We start from the raw sequence: 19,185 nt of genomic DNA, 5'->3' as shown, positions 1-19,185 counted from the left end.
CTGCAGCACCGACGGATAGGGGGACCGCCATGACACAGCGACACATCACGCATCCGCATGACCATCACGCGGGCAAGGCACGGCCTTACCGCAACCGACGCACGCGATGGACGACGCCGCTGCTCTCGCTGGCGCTGCTGCTGGCGCTGGCCGCAGGAGCCGTCGTCGTCAGGTCCGTCACGCATGCTCAGGTTCACTTCGATGACGGCACGGTATGGGTCACGTCGACGCAGCACCGCAGCGCCGCCCGTTTCAATGTGCGCGTCGGGCAGGCCAACGGCTTCATCGCATCCGAGACGGCTGACTTCGACATCGCCCAGCAAGGCGACATCGCCATGCTTGACGAACGGACGAGGACGTTCGGCATCGACGCGGCCACGTTGGACCGTTCGGACCCCGTGCGCACGGGCATGGAGCTGTCGATGGCGTTGGGCGGTCGGACGCTCGCTCTGCTGCATCGCGCCTCCGGCGACGTCTGGATCCATGATATCGACGGCATCCATGCATTCTCCACACAGAGCACGCCCCACATGATGCTGGGGCCCGGAGGCATGGTCGCCGTCGACCACCGCGGAACCGCCTATGGCATACGTCCTTTGGACGGCGCGGTGTTCGCCATGGTGCCCTCCGACGACCGGCCCCGGCGAATCGCCGTCATCGACGACGCGGCCAAGACACGAATCGATGCGTTCAGCGTGGTCGGAGGCACGCCCGTCGCAAGCGTCGCGGGACGGATCCTGTGGCCGTCGGGCGCGGCGGACACGCAGATGGATCACGTGACATTGCAGCGGCCTCCGAGCGACCACAGGCAGAACGGCTGGATCGTCGCGGCCGGGGACGGTTCGGCGTTCGTCCTTGACCTCGGCCGGCCCGATGGCGGTATGCGCCGCATGGACGGTGGCGACGGATCGCCGGCGGAACCGGTGTCGACGGACGGATGCGTTCACGGGGCATGGAATCAGCACGCCGACAATTATCTGCGTCTGTGTTCCGCCACGGACGATGCGGCATTCGTCACGATGAACGGCATCACACCGACCAGCGATGTGCGGCTGCGCGCCAATCACCGTCTGGTGGTGCTCAACGACGTCGCCACAGGCACCGTATGGAACCCCGGCGAATCCACCGACGCGATCGCCCTGCGATGGGACGGCGCAAGCGTCGAACGGGAATCGCAGGACGATCCCGCCCGGACCGCCGATACCGACGTATACGACTATGGAACGGACTGCTCCGACCGGACCGGTCTGCTCAGTGCCGAACAGGACGAATTCGGCGTCCGCCCCGGCACCAGGCGGATTCTCGATGTGCTGCGCAACGACCGGCAGACCGGCTGCACGCCGCTGCGCATATCCGCCGCGACCGTTCCCCAAGGCAGCGGCATCGCCGTCGAGGTGACACGCGATGGCCGCCGGCTCCAACTCGATGCGGCCGAGGCCGAACCGGGGGTCGTCGCCATCGGTTACCAGATCGACGACGGCGGACAGGGCACGGCGTCGGGGACTGTCCGGCTGCATATCGCCGACGACGGGAACCGAGCGCCCGTCCAGAGCGACGTGCCACCCGACATCGCCGTGGAACGACGGGCGACCTATACGACGGACGCCCTGTCGATGTTCGCCGATCCGGACGGCGATGCGATGACCTTGGTATCGGCGCGTCTGCGCAACACCGATCAGGCCGCCATCACTGCGCGCCCCGACGGCAACCTGGTCTTCACCGCCGGTTCCATGGCATCCGGCCGTGCATGCGTCGAGGTCGTCGCCTCGGACGGCCATGCGACGGCCACGGGACTGATGTACTTTTCGATCAGTCCCGAACACACCCTCCCCGCCGTGATCGACCCGGTCATGGTACGTACGCTGCCGGACGTGAAGACCGTCGTCGATCTGCGCCCATACGTGCATGGCACGTCCGCCGAGGCGCCCCGGCTGTCCGACATCGCCCCCGCCGACGGAATCGACGTCGCCATGAACGCCGGGCGGATGTCCCTGACCGTCACCGCAGGCGACGTCGGCACCCATGAGATACCAGTCACCATCACCCAGGGCGAGGTGGCGGCGACCGGCATTGTGCGCGTGGACGTCGAGCCTCGCCCCGACCGGCCCGCCAAGCCGATCGTCGTCGATGACGTAGCCGTTCTCGATGTGGACGGCACCGCCATCGTGGAGCCCCTCGTCAACGACATCGACCCTTCCGGAGGCGTGCTCGTAGCGACATCGGTGCGATGCGACGCCGATTCCGACGCCAAGGTCAGCGTCGTCGACGGCAGCCGCATATACATCACGATGTCCCATCCGCTCACCGCACCGACCGCCCTGGCCTACACCGCGGCCAATGCGGCGGGAACGTCCCGGGGAATGGTCACGGTGCTGCCGGCGGCTTCCACCCCCGCCACCGGTGCGATCGCAGCGCCGGACATTCCCGTGCAGGTGCGGACCAACGGCATCGCCACGGTCGATGTCCTCGAACACATCACCGGCGACGACGGCACGGTCGCCTTGGACCCGCTGGTGCGGCACGACAAGACGTTCGACGGGCTCGCTTTCGTTTCCGGGCGCACGGTGCGATACCGGGCCGGCAACAATCCGGGGACGTACAAGGTCGTCTACACGGTTCGCAACGCACTCGGCACCGCCGCTTCGGGAACCATCACCTTCATCGTGCGCGATGTCGACGCCGGCGACACGGCACCGCCCGCCCCATACGACGTCGAGGCACAGGTCTCGGCGGGATACTCGACACGCATTCCGATCACGCTCGCCGGCGTCGCCGACGGGGAGGACGTGACGCTGCTCGGCCTCGGCAACACACCGCCGTCGCTGGGCCGTATCACCGAAACGGGCGCCGACTACCTGACATACGAGGCGTATCCGGATGCACTAGGCACCGACAAGTTCACCTATGCCGTCGAGGACTCCATAGGGCGCCGCGCGCAGGCCGAGGTGCGCGTGGGCATATGCGCCGACGCCCCAGCTCCGACGGTCCATGCCCAGGACGATGCGGTCACCCTGCGTCCGGGCACCACGGCGGAGGTCACGGTGACGGCCAACGACCATGGCGCCCCGGCCGACGGCCTCGCCGTAGCCGACATCGTCGACAGGCAGGGCGTCGCCAACGTCGCAGCGCGTGGCGACGCCATCGAGTTCACCACCCCTGACCGGGAGGGCGTCGCGTATGTCACCTATGCCGTCGCCGACCAGGCGGGGATAGCCGACACCGCGACCCTGACGATCACCGTCGACCCCGAAGCCCCGATCGCGCCGCCGACGGCCTTCGACTACCGCGTACCGCCCGAGGCCACGATAGACAAACGCACGGTCAGCGTCGACGTCGCACCCTGGATCGGCAATCCTTCGGGGTCACGAAGCGAGCTGGAGGTCGGGCTCGCCGCCCCGCAGGCCGACCGGGCGGTTCTCGGCACCGGCGCCCGGTCCACGATCATCACCATCGAACTGACCGACCGGGCGAGGGCGATTCCGTACACCGTCACCAACACCACGCATGGGCTCACATCCACGGCGTTCATCCATGTGCCGGCATACGGCGTCTTTCCTCCGACGCGGCGGCCGAATCCGCCGGAGCTGCGTGTGCGCGCCCGAGACACCATCACCATCGCCGTCGCCGACCACGTACGCGTGGGCGCCGGGAAAACGGTGCGCATCGATGAATCGGCACCCGTCAGCGCCACCAAGGCCGCCAACGACGACCTGACGGTCGACGAACAGACGCTGCGGTTCACGGCGGTCGGCGGTTATACGGGGCCGGCCTCGATCACCTTCACAGCCTTGGACGGCAGGCCATCGGACGATGGGCGGATCATCAACTCGTCGGTCATCACACTGCCGATCACCGTGATCGACGACGGCGACGCCGCCCCGACGTTCGCCTCCCCCACCGTCGAAGTCGCCTGCGGGGAGTCGACGGTCATCGATCTGACCTCGCTCACCCGGACACCGTTCGGAGGACGGGCCGACCGGGCCGGCTACCGCTACGGCGGAGGACTGTCCTCCGGGCCGGTGAAGGCAAACGTATCCACGGACGGGCGGCTCGCCATCGCCGTCGACCGATCGGCGACGCCGGAATCCGTCGTCGGCGTACCCATCAGCATCGACTTCGGCGGAGGCGCCGTCGACGCCGGAGTCACCGTGCGCGTCACGCCGTCGTCCAAACCGCCGCCACGGGCGGTCGACCATGCGATCGCCATCGCATCGGGACAGACACATGTCATCGACATGCTCAGCGGCGCCTACAACCCCTTCCCCGACGAACCGCTGCACGTCGTGTCCTGCACCGGCTACGACGATGCGCATCTGACCGTCGCCTGCGACGACGACGGCACGGTCGCCATCACCGGCACGGGCGACGATGTCCCGTTCTCCGACACCGTCGTCGTCACGATCCGCGACGCCACGGATTCGAACCGACGCGAAGCCGTCGGCATCATCCGGGTCTCGGTGTTCACCGTCCCGGGGGCGCCGCTGATGGCCGCGGACGCCGTTCGCTCTGACGACGGTTCGGCGACGCTTTCCTGGACGCCGGGACCGACGAACGGCAGCCCCATAGTCGAATACCGAATCGATTGGGATGAAGGCCGCATATCATGCGGCACCATGACCGAGTGCCGGGTGGACGGGCTGACGAACGGCCGCGCCTACACCTTCACGGTGCGCGCCCGCAACGCCGCGGGTTGGTCCGACGCCTCGGGCGCCGTGACCGGCACGCCCGACCGCACGCCGCCCGCCCCCCGCGACGTCCAGGTGCAGGGCGGCCACCGCTCGGCCACGGTGACCTGGCGGCCACCGGAATACGACGGCACCCCGCCCGAGGCGTACACCGTGGAACTCATCGGCTCCGATGGATGGACCGATGAACAACGTGTCGGCCCAGATTGTTCCGCACGGTTCGACATTCCCGACGAGGCGATCGTCGACGGCTTCATCGTCTCGGCGACCGTCACGGCCGAGAACCGAGCCGGCACCGGTGAGACCAGCGCGCCAAGCCCGGGCGCGACGGTCTGGGGCGACCCCGCGTCGCCCACGGTCGACATGGAGCAGACGGACGACGACCACATCACGCTCCGTGTCGCGCTCGGCCAGCTACGCAACGCCGGATGCCGCGGCATCACCGTATCCGGCGCGCACGCAGCCGCATTGCCCTGCACACCGACCAATGAGATCACCTGGCGGATTCCACGCGGCCAGTACTGGCGACCGCAATCCATAACCGTCACCGCGGAGCCGGAGCGCCCCGCGGCCGCCCCCGCCTCCGCAAGCGCCATCATCACACCGATACGCGGCATCGCAGCGCCCGACCATGTCGAGGTCGAAGGCAGCGGCGCCACATGCACGGTGCGATGGCGTGGCGTAGGCGAATTCGATGGTTTCCTGATCGACCTCGAAGGATACCCGCAGCGGCGTGCCGCCGCGGACGAGACGCACACGTCGTTCCGTCTGTCCGCATGGCAACGCTGCGGCAGGGCGGCCGTAGCGCAGACCCTATCCGGGCATACAGGACCAACCGCGTCAACGACGAGCGACCATGTCAACGCGGTGCCGGCCAGTCTCGATGGCCTGTGGATCGAATGGGCGGACGCCGACACCGTCACGCTGCGCGACTACGACTTCGGCACGTGGGGCCAGCGCGCCGAGTTCGCGCTGACCGTCAACGGCGTGACGGTCCCTGTCCACGCGGGGCAATTCTCCGTGCCCTTGCCCGGGGTGCCCTCCGATGCCGGCGGCGCATACACATGGACATTCACCGTCACCGGTTCGCACGACCCGAGACTCGACAACACCGCGACCGGGACGATCCGCAACCGGCGGCCGCTGCTGGGCGATGCGCCGCCGACGCCGTTCACCACCCGCCCCTTCGCGTCACAACCACGCTCAAGTTCACCATTCGCACGCACGACATCCAGGAAAGGCGACGACCATGGTCATCGGCACACGAATCCGTAACCGCACCCGCAGACGCACGCCGCGGATGCGTCCCTTGCGGTACACGCGATGGAATGCCGGAACGGCACGCCCGGCATCGAAAGTCCCGACCGTGTCCATGTCCGTTTCTCCGCCGGCGCCGGTCTTCAATCCGAGCGGCCCGGAAAACGACGACACCATCATCACCGCGATTGGCGCTCGGAACGGCACCTCTGCGTCCGCGTCGCATTCCGCCGCTCCCTCAGCCGCCTCTTCCCGCGGCGACGCCGACGCCTCGACCGTGTCCCGCACGTACACACCCGATGCCGAGAACGGGACGGATGAGAGCCGCGCGGAGGCAACCGGTATGGCCGCAGCCGTATCCCACGGCAATCGCGCCGACGACGACAGAACCGGAATCGAGGACGACAGGAGCGGAATCGACGACAAGAACAGGACCGACATCAACGGGAGCAGAACCGGCGGCACAGCCACCGACAACGGCGATGCGGCCATCGGCAGCGGCAACGACCGCCACGACCACGACGGCAACGACCGGATCGACAGCGCCGAGAATCGCGACAACGCAGTCGTCGGCGGCAATCAGATCAACGGTATCAGGAACCGCGGCGGCGCGGCCGACGTCAGCAACGGCAATCGTGAAAGCGATAGCGGCGCCAGCGGACACGAAACCGACGACAAGACCAACGACAACGAAACCAACGACAGCAAAACCGGCCGCAACGCCAGCGACCACGACAAAGGCCGACACAGCGAAGGCGACCACGGCGAAAGTGACCACAACGAAAGTGACCACAACGGAACCGACGCCGATGACACCGTGCTGTCGTTCCGCCATCGGAACATCGAAGAGACGGCCGACCGGAGGGATGGCGGAGTCGCATCGGACGGCATGCGTCCGACGGACGACGGTCGCCGACGTCTCGGGAACGGGACGGGGCCGGTCGGTGCGACGACGTCCGACATCGTACGCTTCCAGCGGATGTTCGCCCTGATGCAGGAGAACATCGCAGGGGTGATCATCGGCAAGCCGACGCCGATTCGTCTGTGCCTCACGGCGCTGTTCGCCGGCGGGCACATCCTGCTCGAGGACGTGCCTGGCACCGGCAAGACGAAACTGGCCACGGCGATGGCCGATTCGCTCCAGGTGACGTGCCGCCGTATCCAGTTCACTCCGGACCTGTTGCCAAGCGACATCACCGGAGCGATGGTCTACGACCAGGAAACGGGGCGGTTCGCCTTCCGCCGGGGCCCGGTCTTCGCCTCGGTCGTGCTCGCCGACGAGATCAACCGCGCGTCACCGAAGACGCAGTCAGCGCTGCTCGAGGTCATGGAGGAGCACGAGGTCACCGCCGACGGCGTGGCCCACGGCGTTCCCGACCCGTTCCTGGTCGTCGCCACGCAGAACCCGCTGGACCAGCTCGGCACCTACCGGCTGCCGGAGGCCCAGGTGGACCGCTTCCTCATCCGCACCGCGGTGGGCCACCCCGCCCACGAACGGGGCGTGGACATCCTCAGACGCATGGATTCCGGCCGTTCCGACACCGTCCATCCGCTGATGTCCGGCGACGACGTGCGCCGTCTGCGTTCCTCGTTATGCGGTGTACATATCGACGACCAGATCCTGGAATACATCATGACCATCGTGGAATCCACGCGACATGACGAGCATGCGGCATCCGGCTCGTCCATGCGCGGCGCATTGGCGCTGGCGCGGTGCGCCCGCGTATGGGCCGCCTCCGACGGCCGAAGCTACGTAGTGCCGTCGGATGTCGGCGACCTTGCCGTCCCCGTGCTCGCGCACCGCGTCATGCCCACGCCGGAGGCATCGTACGCCGGCTGGTCGGGAGCGGCGATCGTCGAGCACATCCTCGAAGCACTGCCCGTGCCGGACTTTGGCGCACACCACCCGGAACATCACGACAAGGACACGCCATGACCACGACCACCCGCACGATTCCACCGGCACCAGACACGCCGCGTCGCGTTCTGCACCGCATCGGTCGGACCGCACGGCGAGCCATCGCCGCGATGACGCCGATGGGCCGCGGCGCCGCCGCCGTCTCGGCCGCATGCGCCGCCGCGTATGCGTTCACCGGCTGGGCCGAACTGCTGGCCGTCACACTGACGCTTATGACGCTGCTGGCATGCGGCGTGGCGCAGGCGCACGGGTCCACCGGGTGCCGGGCCGAGCTGACGGCGAATCCATTGCGGGCGACCGTCGGCGGCACCATCACCGTATCCGTGACCGTGACCAACACGGGAACGGCCGCGATTCCGTCGCTTCGCATCGATCTGCCCATCGGCGCGACGCGACGGCGGCTCGACATCGCCCGATTGCCATCGGGCCGGTCCACGGAACAGCGCATCACGATCGCGGCGACGCGCAGGGCCGAAGTGCCCGTGGGGCCATTGACGGTGTGCCGCGGCGACCCCTTCGGTCTGATACGCCACGAACGGCATGCAGCGGACGGCATGGTCGCATATGTGCACCCCGAGATCGTGCCGTTGGACGGCATGGCGCGGGCCGGTACCGGGCGTGATCCCGAAGGCTGCGCCCATCGCAGAATCGTCGACGACGACTTCGACATGCATGGGCTGCGCGCCTATCGGCCCGGAGACGACGTCCGCCGGGTGCACTGGCTGGCCTCGGCCCGGGCACGAACCCTCATGGTCCGGCAGTACGAGGCCGCACAGCGGATGTCCGTCGCCATCGATCTCGATACCAACCCCGACCATTACCGGAACATGCGGGAGTTCGAGCTGGCGGTCTGCGTGGTCGCCTCGATCGGCGTGCACTGCCTGAGGTGGGGGATGCCGTTGTCCGCATCCGCGGGCGGCGCATCCCTGACGCCACGGTCCGCGACGGACTTCCTGGACTGGTGCAGCGGACTTGCGACGGTTCCAGACGTCGACGCCCCGACGGCGCATGGCGTCGTGGACGAGTCGCGATGCCGCTACCACGTGATCGGTTCGCTGGCGAACGTGCGGAGCGGAACGCGGACACCATCCGGCCGGTCAGCTCTTGCGGCGCCGCCATCCGACCGGCCGGTCCTTGCGGCGCCGCCATCGATGCAGACGGTCATACGCGTGGCCGACGGCGCCTCGCCCGACGTGCGCAGGCTCCCCCGGTACACGCTCATCACCATCGGCATGCTGGCGCAGCTGCCGATCATCACGGAGACGGCGCCATGACCGGCACGTTCACACGGCACGGCCGTTCCGCCCCGCCCACACCCACGACTCAGGAACCGGGCAACGCACCTACGCCCACGGCTCAGGGACCGGGCGAGGCAACCACGCCCGCCATCGTCGCGGGCCTGGGAACGGTCGGCGCACTGTCCCTGTGCGCCACCGCCAACCTGATCGATGTCTACGGATCGATCGGCCCATGGCTGTCCGCCGCGCTGCCCGCCTCGGCAAGCGGACTGTTCGTGGCGTGGGTCGGCACGGCTCCGGTGCGGAACCGTTGGATCCAGATGCTCGCGCTTATCCTTGCGCAGTTCGTGGTCGGGCCCGTCGTCGTCTGCGACGACACCACCGTCATGCGTCTGATCCCCACCGTCGATACCCTGACCCGAGGATGGGACGCCATACTCGGCTCGTTCAAGCTGCTGATCGCGATGCCGCCGCCGCTCGGCGCCGCCGACGACGCGCTGATGGCCGTCTGGACGCTGTCGCTGTGGATCGCCGCGCTTGGCAGCATGTTCGCCGTCATGCCCGAGACCGGATGCGCCTCGATCGCGTTGATACCGGCCGCCCTCGGATTCTCCGTCGCCGCCTTGTTCGGCACCAAGGCCGGGTACCTCCGCCCCGCGGCGGGCGTTGGCGCCACGCTGGTCGCGGTGGCATGGATCGCATGGCGTCGCGGCGACTGGCATCCCCGGCGGTGGATGGGCGCCACGCTGGTCGCCGCGATCGCGGCATGCGTGGCGTTCCCCGGCTGCGCCGTCGCGCAGCGCGACCGGCTCGTGCTGCGCGACGTCTACGAGCCGCCGTCCGTTCTGCAGGACATGACCAGCCCGTTGAGCGTCATGCGCTCCCATCTCATGCGCCATCGCGACGACGTCGTCGTGACGGCCACCGGGCTGCCGTCCGGCACGCCGCTGCGCATGGCGGTGATGGACGAATTCGACGGCAACGTCTGGAACGTATCCACCGACGAAGGCACCGACCGGGCACGGTACCGCGCCGCCGGATCCCGGATCGAGCGACGTCGCCACGCCGGGCGGGACGGCGAGTCCGGGGACGGCGCCGCACACGGCGCCATATCCAGAACCGGATTCACCGCCACGCTCACGATGCACCGGTCGCTGGGCAACCGGTGGCTGCCGCTGGCCGGCGCGGCCACCGACGTCCGCTTCGAGCATGACGACGACACGGCGCACTTCCGGTACGACAGCACCGTGGACGCCGGCATGCTCGACGACGGCGTCGAGGCGGGAACGACCTACACGGAGACGGGAACCATCGCCGCCGCGCCATCGGTCACCCGCATCGAACGGGCGACCGCGCAGGCGACGTCCGCCGTGCCGCCCGACATCCCCGACTCGGTCGGCGACCTGGCGTCCGCCATCGCGGGAGGAATCCGGGGCGGCGGCGCGGCGGCGCTTGCGCTGGAGGCGGCGCTCCGCGACCTGGGATGGTTCTCGCATGGCCTGGGCGGCGACTATCCGTCGCCACCCGGGCACGGCAGCCATCGTGTGGACCAGCTGCTGTCCGGAGACACGGCCATGGTGGGCGACAGCGAGCAGTACGCGTCCGCAATGGCGCTGATGGCCCGTGAACTGGGGCTCGACAGCCGCGTGGTGCTCGGATTCGTCCCGAAGACCATACGCGACGGCGGCATACGCGGCAATGGCGAGCGCAGCGGCGGCACAAGCAGCGATGACTCGCACCGAGACGACGCGCGTAGCGACCGCGCATACAGCGACGGCATGCGAGGCGACGGCACGCATGACGATGCCGCGGGCCAGGGGACCGGATCGGCGACCGGACCGTCGGCCGGGCCGGCGACGGTGCGGTACACCGGCAACGACATCGCGGCCTGGGTCGAAATCAATCTGCAGGGTCTGGGATGGGTGGCGTTCTATCCGACGCCGAGCGAGTCCAAGATCCCGGACGACACCACCGATCTCACGCCGCCGGATCCGCGGATGTTGGTCCGGCAGCCGCCCGCTCCGCTGCAGGACCCGCTGCATGACACGACCGTCCCCCGCGCCGATGCCGCCGTCGGCGGCGAGGACGCCGAACGCCGCGCACCGTCCTTTCCCTGGGCGGCCATCGGTCGGGTGGCGGGCATGATCGCGCTGATCGGCAGCCCGCTCTGGATGACGATGCTTGCCGGCGGGGCGATGCTGGCGGGCAAGGCCCTGCACTGGCGATGGCTCAGCCGACACGGCACGCCACGGCGACGCCTCGTCCAGGGCTGGCGGGCATTGACGCTGTTCGCCATGTCATGCGGCATCGTCATCGCCGGTCCGCGCCGCGACCAGGCACGTGCCATCGCCGACGCGCTGCGGCTGCCGGACAAATCGCGCGTCCTTGTGGAAAGTATGGGACGCGAGGCCGACCGTGCGGCGTTCTCCGACGATGACATCGGCGACGCGCAGGCACGCGCATACTGGAGCCAGGTGCACAGGCTCACCGCATCCGTCCTCGCCGCCATGCCCCGGACGCAACGATGGCGCGTCCGACTGTCGCCGCGCGGATACCGCTTGCCCGGTCACCGCGCCGACGCGTGCCGTGCCGCTTCCGTTACGGCCCGTCGGCGTGCTTCGCCCCGGCACCATGCGGCAACCCGACACCGCATGGCATCCCGACGGCCAGCACCGCCGTAGCGCACGGCAGCATCGCGACACCCGACGCCGGGCACGGCGACCGGCCGGTTCAATGATCGACCCGACGATCGGCGGCATCGGACCGGGCGCCGGTTCGGCGCCGGCCCGTCAGTCCGCGTGCCATCCGCCGGACAATCCCCGTCGGCCCATGCGCCCTCCACCAGATGACACACCCGTCGTCCAATCCCCGCCAGGCCGTCAGCCCGCCCGACGGTCCACCCATTGGCCCGCCCGTCGACCGGTCTAGCGGCCGGCCAATCCGTCGAACCGCCCGACAAACCGCCCGACGAGCCGGCTTACCGGCCGGCCAGTCCGTCGGACCGTCCGGCGTCCGACATGCCGCCGGGGTCGGCCCAGGACTCCAGCGCATCGGCCTCGACGCCGCGCAGCGCGGTGAACCGCAGCTCATCGACGCTGTTGGTGACGAACAGCGGCATCCGTATGCCGTACACGCCGCGGGCCTCGCGCCATATCGTCGTCGAGCGCTCCACCGACTGCACCCGTGACCGGTCGGTGAACACGGTGAACAGCGACAGCACGCTGGCCCCGGTCACCATGATGCGGCGCGCGCCGACCGCAGCGTACCCTTCCGAACGGTACTTCAGCCATCGGCACAGCGTCCAGAAGCCGGACACCGCCACCGGCGCCAGCGTCCACCACAGCAGCGCGCCGCCGCCCGCCGCCACGGTCCCGATGACGACCGCCACGACCATCGCCACGCCGACAAGCACCGGCATCAGCACGTAGTACCGCAGCAGCCCACGACCGGTACGGCGCACCTGGTGCGCCCGGATATCCCATTCCGGCAGCATCCGCCGCAGCGCATCGACCACGCGGGCGTCGGAGATCACCGGCAGGATGTCGGCGCCGTTCATGTCGGCGTCCTCGCCGTCCGCCACCGTGGAGGCGCCCAGTCCAAGGCGCACCGACCCCAGCCGGAACAGGCGGCGAACCAGTGACCGACGGATCGTCACGGTCTGGATGCGATCGACGGCGATCGTGGTCACACGGCGGGTGAGCGCGCCACGGACGACGATCAGGTCGCCGCCCCGGCGCCAGACCTCGAACCCGTAGAAGCGCAGCAGCGCGCTGACGGCGCTGACGACGAACATGACCAGCACCACCGCGAGCACCACGCCGACCAGCACGGCCACGCTCGCGGTCACCGCCTGCACCACCGAACGCTCGACGGAGTCGACAAGCCCCCGAGGGACGATGTCCCGCGCCTGCTCGACAACGCCGAGCACGACGAACACCGCCGCGAACATCCCCAGATCGGTGGCGGCGAACAGCATGATGTCCTTCACCGAGGCGCGGAACACCAGCACGCCGTCGATCGGCCGGCCTGCCGCGGCATCGGCGGCCCCGGCTCCCGATAGCCCGCCGACGCCCCGCTCGCCGGCCGCCGACGTCGCCGGCGTAGCAGCCGTCGGCATGGCGTCCGCCGATGTGACGGACGCCGACACGCCGATTGCAGGACCGCTGGACGCCTGCCCGGCGGACGCCGAGCCGTCACCCGACATCTCGGCAGCCGCCGCCTCACGGTCGGTCGATGCGACGCCCGGCACCGCCTCATCCGCCGTCCCACGATGGGCCGACGCGACGCCCGTTGCGCCGACGCCCGACGTTTGGACGGCCGCTGTGCCGACGTCTGGCACTCGCAAGCCCGGCACCGCAACGCCCGACGCCACGGCACCCGGCAGCCCGATTCCCGGCGCCGCGGCACCCGATGCCGCGACTCCCGGCACCATCTCACCGCCTGGCGCACCGTCAGCCGCTTTACCGCCAACCGCCCCGCCGCCGGATAACGCTCCACCGGCCGCCTCATCGCCACCCGCCGCGCCGCCAGTCACCGCGCCATCAGCCGCCGCTACGCCGTCAGCCGCCGCGCCGCTCATCACGTCGCCGGCCGCCTCACCGCCGGACAACGCTCCACCGACCGACTCGCCACCAGACGACACTCCGCCTGCCACCGCACCGTCAACCGCCGCCGCGCCGCCGGCCACCGTGCCGAAGCCCGTTCCGCCGACGCCCGCCACGCCGGCCACCGCCGCACCGACCCGCTGCCGCCGGGCCTCCAGCTCCATCTGCAGCGACACGGGCACGGCCGTCAGCACCATGGAGGACTCGGAGCCGGCGGCGGTGACGGTCAGCATCACCACGTCGAACGGCCGCATGTAGATCGGCGCGCTGCTCGACACCGCATGGATGCGGTCGTAGGCGATGGTCACGCGCCTGCGGTTGAGCACCCCGGAACGCAGGGTGATGCCGTGGTCGTCCAGCATATAGGCGCGTGTCAGCCACACCACGACGGGCGAGACCAGCATCCAGGCCACCACGCCGGCCACGCCGATCCAGACGGCGGTCGTGACCCGCCAGTCGTCGCGGTTCGGTATCGCGATCGCCAGCATGGTGAGCGTCAGGGTCACCGCGGCCTTCGCGGATTCGATCAGCGCCTTGACCAGCGCGACCGGATGCATGCGCCGCCATCCGCCGCCCATCACACGTCCTCGTTCGCGGTGAGCACGCGCGCGGTGATCAGATCGACCACCCGCATGGCCTCGTCCTGGTCCAGCGCCTCGATGTCGTGCTCGCCGACCGCGGTGTGCACGCTGACCGCCATCAGGCCGAACCGGCGCAGCAACGGCCCCTGCTTGGTGTCGACGTGCTGCACGCGGTTGAACGGCACGGTGACCGACTTGCGGAACATCCACCCCTTGCGTATCCGCAGGTCGCGCCGCCCGATGGAGAAACGCTGGAACGCGTACTCGTAGCGCGTCTGCAGCGGCTGCGTCGCCAGCTCGACGGCCGCGAACCCGGCGATCACGCCGAGCACCAGGCCCTGCCAGAAGCCCCACCAGTCCACGGCGACGAACACCGCCGCCAACGCCGCGCACACCGCGATCGTCGTCAGGTCCGCCACCACGGAACGCAGCAGCCAGACGCGCCTGACCCGTTCGGGCAGGCTGCGCCATTCGCGCGGCTCGGCGTGCGGCATCGCATCCTGTTCTGTCATGCGCGTCATCCTACACAGGACGCCGACGGCCCGGCAACCCCCGACGTCGGGGCACCCCCGCCGGACGGCGGGACCGAACGGCGGGACCGGAAGGCGAGGCCGACACAGCAAGATCGGTACAGCAGGACCGGCACGGCAAACCCGGCGTGCCAAGACCGGACGGCCCTCCGGCGACGCGACAAAAAAGCGCGGCGCCCGCAGATGCGGATGCCGCGCTCGTTCAGGGAGCTCCGGGGCTCGCCCCGGACCTCACCGTCACAGGTTCAGGTCGCCCAGATCGCCGAGGTCGCCCAGATCGGCACCACCGAAGTCGGCGCCGCCCAGGCCGCCGCCGAGGTCGTCCTGGCCGCCCTGGTCGTCCAGGAAGTCGTCCGGGTTGAAGTCGTCGCCGAGCTTCAGGTCGCCGAAGTCGATGCTGGAGAAGTCCACATCGCTCAGGTCGGCGTCGGAGAAGTCGGTCGTGTCGTCGCCGCCCAGGCCGAAGTTCGGGTAGATCGTCTCGCGGATCGCCTTGTCCGGCTCGACCACCGCGTTGCGGTAGCGGGCCAGGCCGGTGCCGGCCGGGATGAGCTTGCCGATGATGACGTTCTCCTTGAGGCCCTTGAGGTCGTCCTCCTTCTGGTTGAGCGCGGCCTCGGTGAGCACGCGGGTCGTCTCCTGGAAGGAGGCGGCCGACAGCCAGGAGTCGGTGGCCAGCGAGGCCTTGGTGATGCCCATGAGCTCGGGACGGCCGGCCGCGGGCCTGCCGCCGTTCTTCACGGCCTCCATGTTCGCCTCGCGGAACTTCGCCTGGTCGACCAGCTCGCCCGGCAGCAGCTTGGTGTCGCCGGAGTCGATCACGGTGATGCGGCGGAGCATCTGGTGGACGATGACCTCGATGTGCTTGTCGTGGATGTCGACGCCCTGCGAGCGGTACACATTGTGCACCTCCTCGACGATGTTGACCTGCGCGGCGCGCGGGCCGAGGATGCGCAGGATCTTCTTCGGATCCACGGAACCCTCGATCAGCTGCGTGCCGGCGGCCACGTGGTCGCCGTCCTTGACCAGCATCGGGGCGCGGCGGGTCACCGGGTAGGTGATCGGCTCGACGCTGGAGTCGTCCGGGGTCAGCGTGACCTGGCGGCCGCGGTCGGTGTCCTCGACCTTGACCGTGCCGGCGAACTCGGCGATCGGGGCCTCGCCCTTCGGGGTGCGGGCCTCGAACAGCTCGGTGACACGGGGCAGACCCTGGGTGATGTCGGACGCCGAGGCGACGCCGCCGGAGTGGAACGAACGCAGCGTCAGCTGGGTGCCAGGCTCGCCGATGGACTGGGCCGCGACGATGCCGACGGCCTCGCCGACGTCCACGAGCTTGTTCGTGGCCAGCGACCAGCCGTAGCACTTGGCGCACACGCCGCGCTTCGACTCGCAGGTCAGCACGGAGCGGGCCTTGACCTCCTCGACGCCGTGCGCCACCAGGTCGTTGAGCACGTCCATCGACAGCGCGTCGCCGGCGTGGTACAGCACGGTCTCGCCGTCGGCCGGGTCGATGACGTCGGAGGAGAGCAGACGCGAGTACGGACCGCCGTCGGCGGCCTTGACGAGCACCAGGTCGCCGTTCTCGTCGCGCTCGGCGACCTTCATGCTCAGACCGCGCTTGGTGCCGCAGTCCTCCTCGCGCACGATGACCTCCTGCGAGACGTCGACGAGTCGACGGGTCAGGTAGCCCGACTCGGCGGTGCGCAGAGCGGTGTCGGCCAGGCCCTTGCGCGCGCCGTGCTGCGAGATGAAGTACTCCAGCACGGACAGGCCGTCGCGGTAGTTCGACTTGACCGGACGCGGGATGATCTCGCCCTTCGGGTTGGCCACGAGGCCTCGCATGCCCGCGATCTGGCGGATCTGCATCCAGTTGCCTCGCGCGCCGGACTGGACCATGATGTTCACGTTGTTGTCGTCATGGAAGTTCTCGCGCATGGCGTCGGCGACCTTGTCGGTGCACTCGGTCCACAGGTTGATCAGCTCCTGGCGGCGCTCCTCGTCGGTCAGCAGGCCCATGTCGTACTGCGAGTTGACCTTGGAGGCCTGGTCCTCGTAGGAGTGGATGATCTCCTCGCGCTCCGGCGGGGCGACGATGTCGGAGTACGCCATCGTGACGCCCGACCACGGCGCGCGGGTGAAGCCCAGGTCCTTGAGGGCGTCCAGCGTGGCCGCGACCTGCGCGGTGGAGTAGCGGGTCGCGATGTCGTCGACGATCTTCGACAGGCGGCCCTTGGGCACCTGCTCGTTGACGAACGGGTAGTCGACCGGCAGCGTCTCGTTGAACAGCATGCGGCCGTAGCTGGTGGCGAACAGCACCGAGCCGTCGGCGAAGCGCTCCTCGCGCACGACGTCCGGGGTGCCCGGCACCGGGTCCACGACGTCGACCTCGCCCGGCTCCCAGTCCTTGGGCAGCACGAAGTCCTTCGGCAGGCGGATCAGCACCTTGGCCTGCATGTCGATCTCGTGCAGGTCGAGCGCCATCTGCGCCTCGGCCAGCGACGAGAACACGCGGCCCTGGCCCTTGGCGCCGTCGATGACGGTCGACAGGTAATACAGGCCGAGGATCATGTCCTGCGACGGCATCGTGACGGTGTGGCCGTCGGCCGGCTTGAGGATGTTGTCGGAGGCGAGCATCAGCGAGCGGGCCTCGGCCTGGGCCTCGGCGCTCAGCGGCAGGTGCACGGCCATCTGGTCGCCGTCGAAGTCCGCGTTGAACGCGGCGCAGGCGAGCGGCGGCAGGTGGATGGCCTTGCCCTCGACCAGGATCGGCTCGAACGCCTGGATGCCCAGGCGGTGCAGCGTCGGCGCGCGGTTGAGCAGCACGGGATGCTCCGCGATCACCTCCTCGAGCACGCCCCACACCTCGGAGTCGCCGCGGTCGACCAGACGCTTGGCGCTCTTCATGTTCTGGGCGAAGTTCAGGTCGACCAGTCGCTTGATGACGAACGGCTTGAACAGCTCGAGCGCCATCGGCTTCGGCAGGCCGCACTGGTGCATGCGCAGGCTCGGGCCGACGACGATCACGGAACGGCCCGAGTAGTCGACGCGCTTGCCGAGCAGGTTCTGGCGGAAGCGGCCCTGCTTGCCCTTGAGCATGTCGGACAGCGACTTGAGCGGACGGTTCGAGGCGCCGGTGACCGGGCGGCCGCGGCGGCCGTTGTCGAACAGCGAGTCGACGGCCTCCTGGAGCATGCGCTTCTCGTTGTTGAGCATGATCTCCGGGGCGCCGAGCTCGATGAGGCGCTTGAGTCGATTGTTGCGGTTGATGACGCGGCGGTACAGGTCGTTGAGGTCGGAGGTCGCGAAGCGGCCGCCGTCCAGCTGCACCATCGGGCGCAGGTCCGGCGGGATCACCGGGATCGCGTCCAGCACCATGGCCTCCGGCTTGTTGTCGGTGGTCAGGAAGGCGTTGACGACCTTGAGGCGCTTGAGGGCGCGGGCCTTGCGCTGGCCGGAGCCGGTGTCGATCTCCTCGCGCAGCTGCTTGGCCGCGGCCTCCAGGTCGAAGTCCTGCAGGCGCTTCTTGATGGCCTCGGCGCCCATGCAGCCCTCGAAGTAGTCGCCGTAGCGGTCCTGCATCTCGCGCCACAGGTCGACGTCGCCCTCCATGTCGCCGGGCTTGAGGGACTTGAAGCGGTCGAACACGGCGGAGATGCGCTGGATCTGGTCGTCGTAGCGCTGGCGGATGGCCGCCATCTCGCGCTCGGCGCTGTTGCGCAGCTTCGTGCGGGCGGGGCCCTTGGCCTCGCCGGCGGCCTCGAGCTCGGCCAGGTCGGCCTCGACCTTCTTGGCGCGCTCCTCGATCTCGTTGTCGCGGCGCTTCTCCAGGTTGCCGATCTCGGTGTCGAGCTCCTCCTGCAGGTCGGGCAGATCCTGGTGGCGCTGCTCCTCGTCGACCTTGGTGACCATGTACGCGGCGAAGTAGATGACCTTCTCCAGGTCCTTCGGCGCGATGTCCAGCAGGTAGCCGAGGCGGCTCGGCACGCCCTTGAAGAACCAGATGTGGGTCACGGGCGCGGCCAGCTCGATGTGGCCCATGCGCTCGCGGCGCACGCGGGAGCGGGTGACCTCCACGCCGCATCGCTCGCACACGATGCCCTTGAAGCGCACGCGCTTGTACTTGCCGCAGGCGCACTCCCAGTCGCGGGTCGGGCCGAAGATCTGCTCGCCGAACAGACCGTCCTTCTCGGGCTTCAGGGTACGGTAGTTGATGGTCTCGGGCTTCTTGACCTCGCCGTGGCTCCAGCTGCGGATGTCATCGGCGGTGGCCAGGCCGATCCTCAGTTTGTCAAATGCGTTGACGTCCAGCACTTGTGTTCCTGTCTTTGAAATGGGTTTCGTTCACGTTGGAGGACCCCCGCCGGGGCCGCCG

Annotated in this window: 6 protein-coding genes and 1 pseudogene; 4 read left to right on the top strand and 3 right to left on the bottom strand. The window is 69.3% G+C overall.

Features of this window, described 5'->3' with window-relative positions:
- Window positions 1-29: 29 nt before the first annotated feature.
- From KIH73_RS06205 to KIH73_RS10905, 4 genes and pseudogenes are all read left to right on the top strand, one after another.
- Window positions 30-5,960: a fibronectin type III domain-containing protein gene (locus KIH73_RS06205; RefSeq protein WP_219081640.1), complete on the top strand. Its 5,931-nt coding sequence runs from the start codon at window positions 30-32 to the stop codon at window positions 5,958-5,960.
- Complete coding sequence (locus KIH73_RS10915; protein ID WP_236022623.1) at window positions 5,935-7,878, top strand: AAA family ATPase; 1,944 nt, start codon at window positions 5,935-5,937, stop codon at window positions 7,876-7,878. The genes KIH73_RS06205 and KIH73_RS10915 overlap by 26 nt, the downstream gene beginning before the upstream one ends.
- Window positions 7,875-8,720: pseudogene (locus KIH73_RS10910) on the top strand (DUF58 domain-containing protein); the annotation flags it as partial. The gene KIH73_RS10915 and the pseudogene KIH73_RS10910, both read left to right, overlap by 4 nt.
- 170 nt (window positions 8,721-8,890) lie before the next feature.
- A complete protein-coding gene (locus KIH73_RS10905; protein ID WP_236022622.1) occupies window positions 8,891-11,779 on the top strand; it encodes a transglutaminase TgpA family protein in 2,889 nt (962 codons plus the stop codon).
- A gap of 296 nt (window positions 11,780-12,075) precedes the next feature.
- On the opposite strand, the gene KIH73_RS06190 is transcribed toward KIH73_RS10905, so the two are convergent.
- From KIH73_RS06190 to KIH73_RS06180, 3 genes are all read right to left on the bottom strand, one after another.
- Window positions 12,076-14,259: a PH domain-containing protein gene (locus tag KIH73_RS06190; RefSeq protein WP_219081636.1), complete on the bottom strand. Its 2,184-nt coding sequence runs from the start codon at window positions 14,257-14,259 to the stop codon at window positions 12,076-12,078.
- A 20-nt stretch (window positions 14,260-14,279) separates the two neighbouring features.
- On the bottom strand, window positions 14,280-14,795 hold the full coding sequence (locus KIH73_RS06185) for a PH domain-containing protein (RefSeq protein ID WP_219081634.1): 516 nt from the start codon (window positions 14,793-14,795) through the stop codon (window positions 14,280-14,282).
- A 255-nt stretch (window positions 14,796-15,050) separates the two neighbouring features.
- Window positions 15,051-19,124: a DNA-directed RNA polymerase subunit beta' gene (locus tag KIH73_RS06180; protein WP_338023967.1), complete on the bottom strand. Its 4,074-nt coding sequence runs from the start codon at window positions 19,122-19,124 to the stop codon at window positions 15,051-15,053.
- Between the last annotated feature and the right edge of the window lie 61 nt (window positions 19,125-19,185).

The sequence above is a fragment of the Bifidobacterium phasiani genome (assembly GCF_019331775.1).
In the GTDB taxonomy this organism is placed as follows: Bacteria; Actinomycetota; Actinomycetes; order Actinomycetales; family Bifidobacteriaceae; genus Bifidobacterium; species Bifidobacterium phasiani.
The sequence above is the reverse complement of the archived record's forward strand: the minus strand, read 5'-3'. Positions and strand labels throughout refer to the sequence as shown.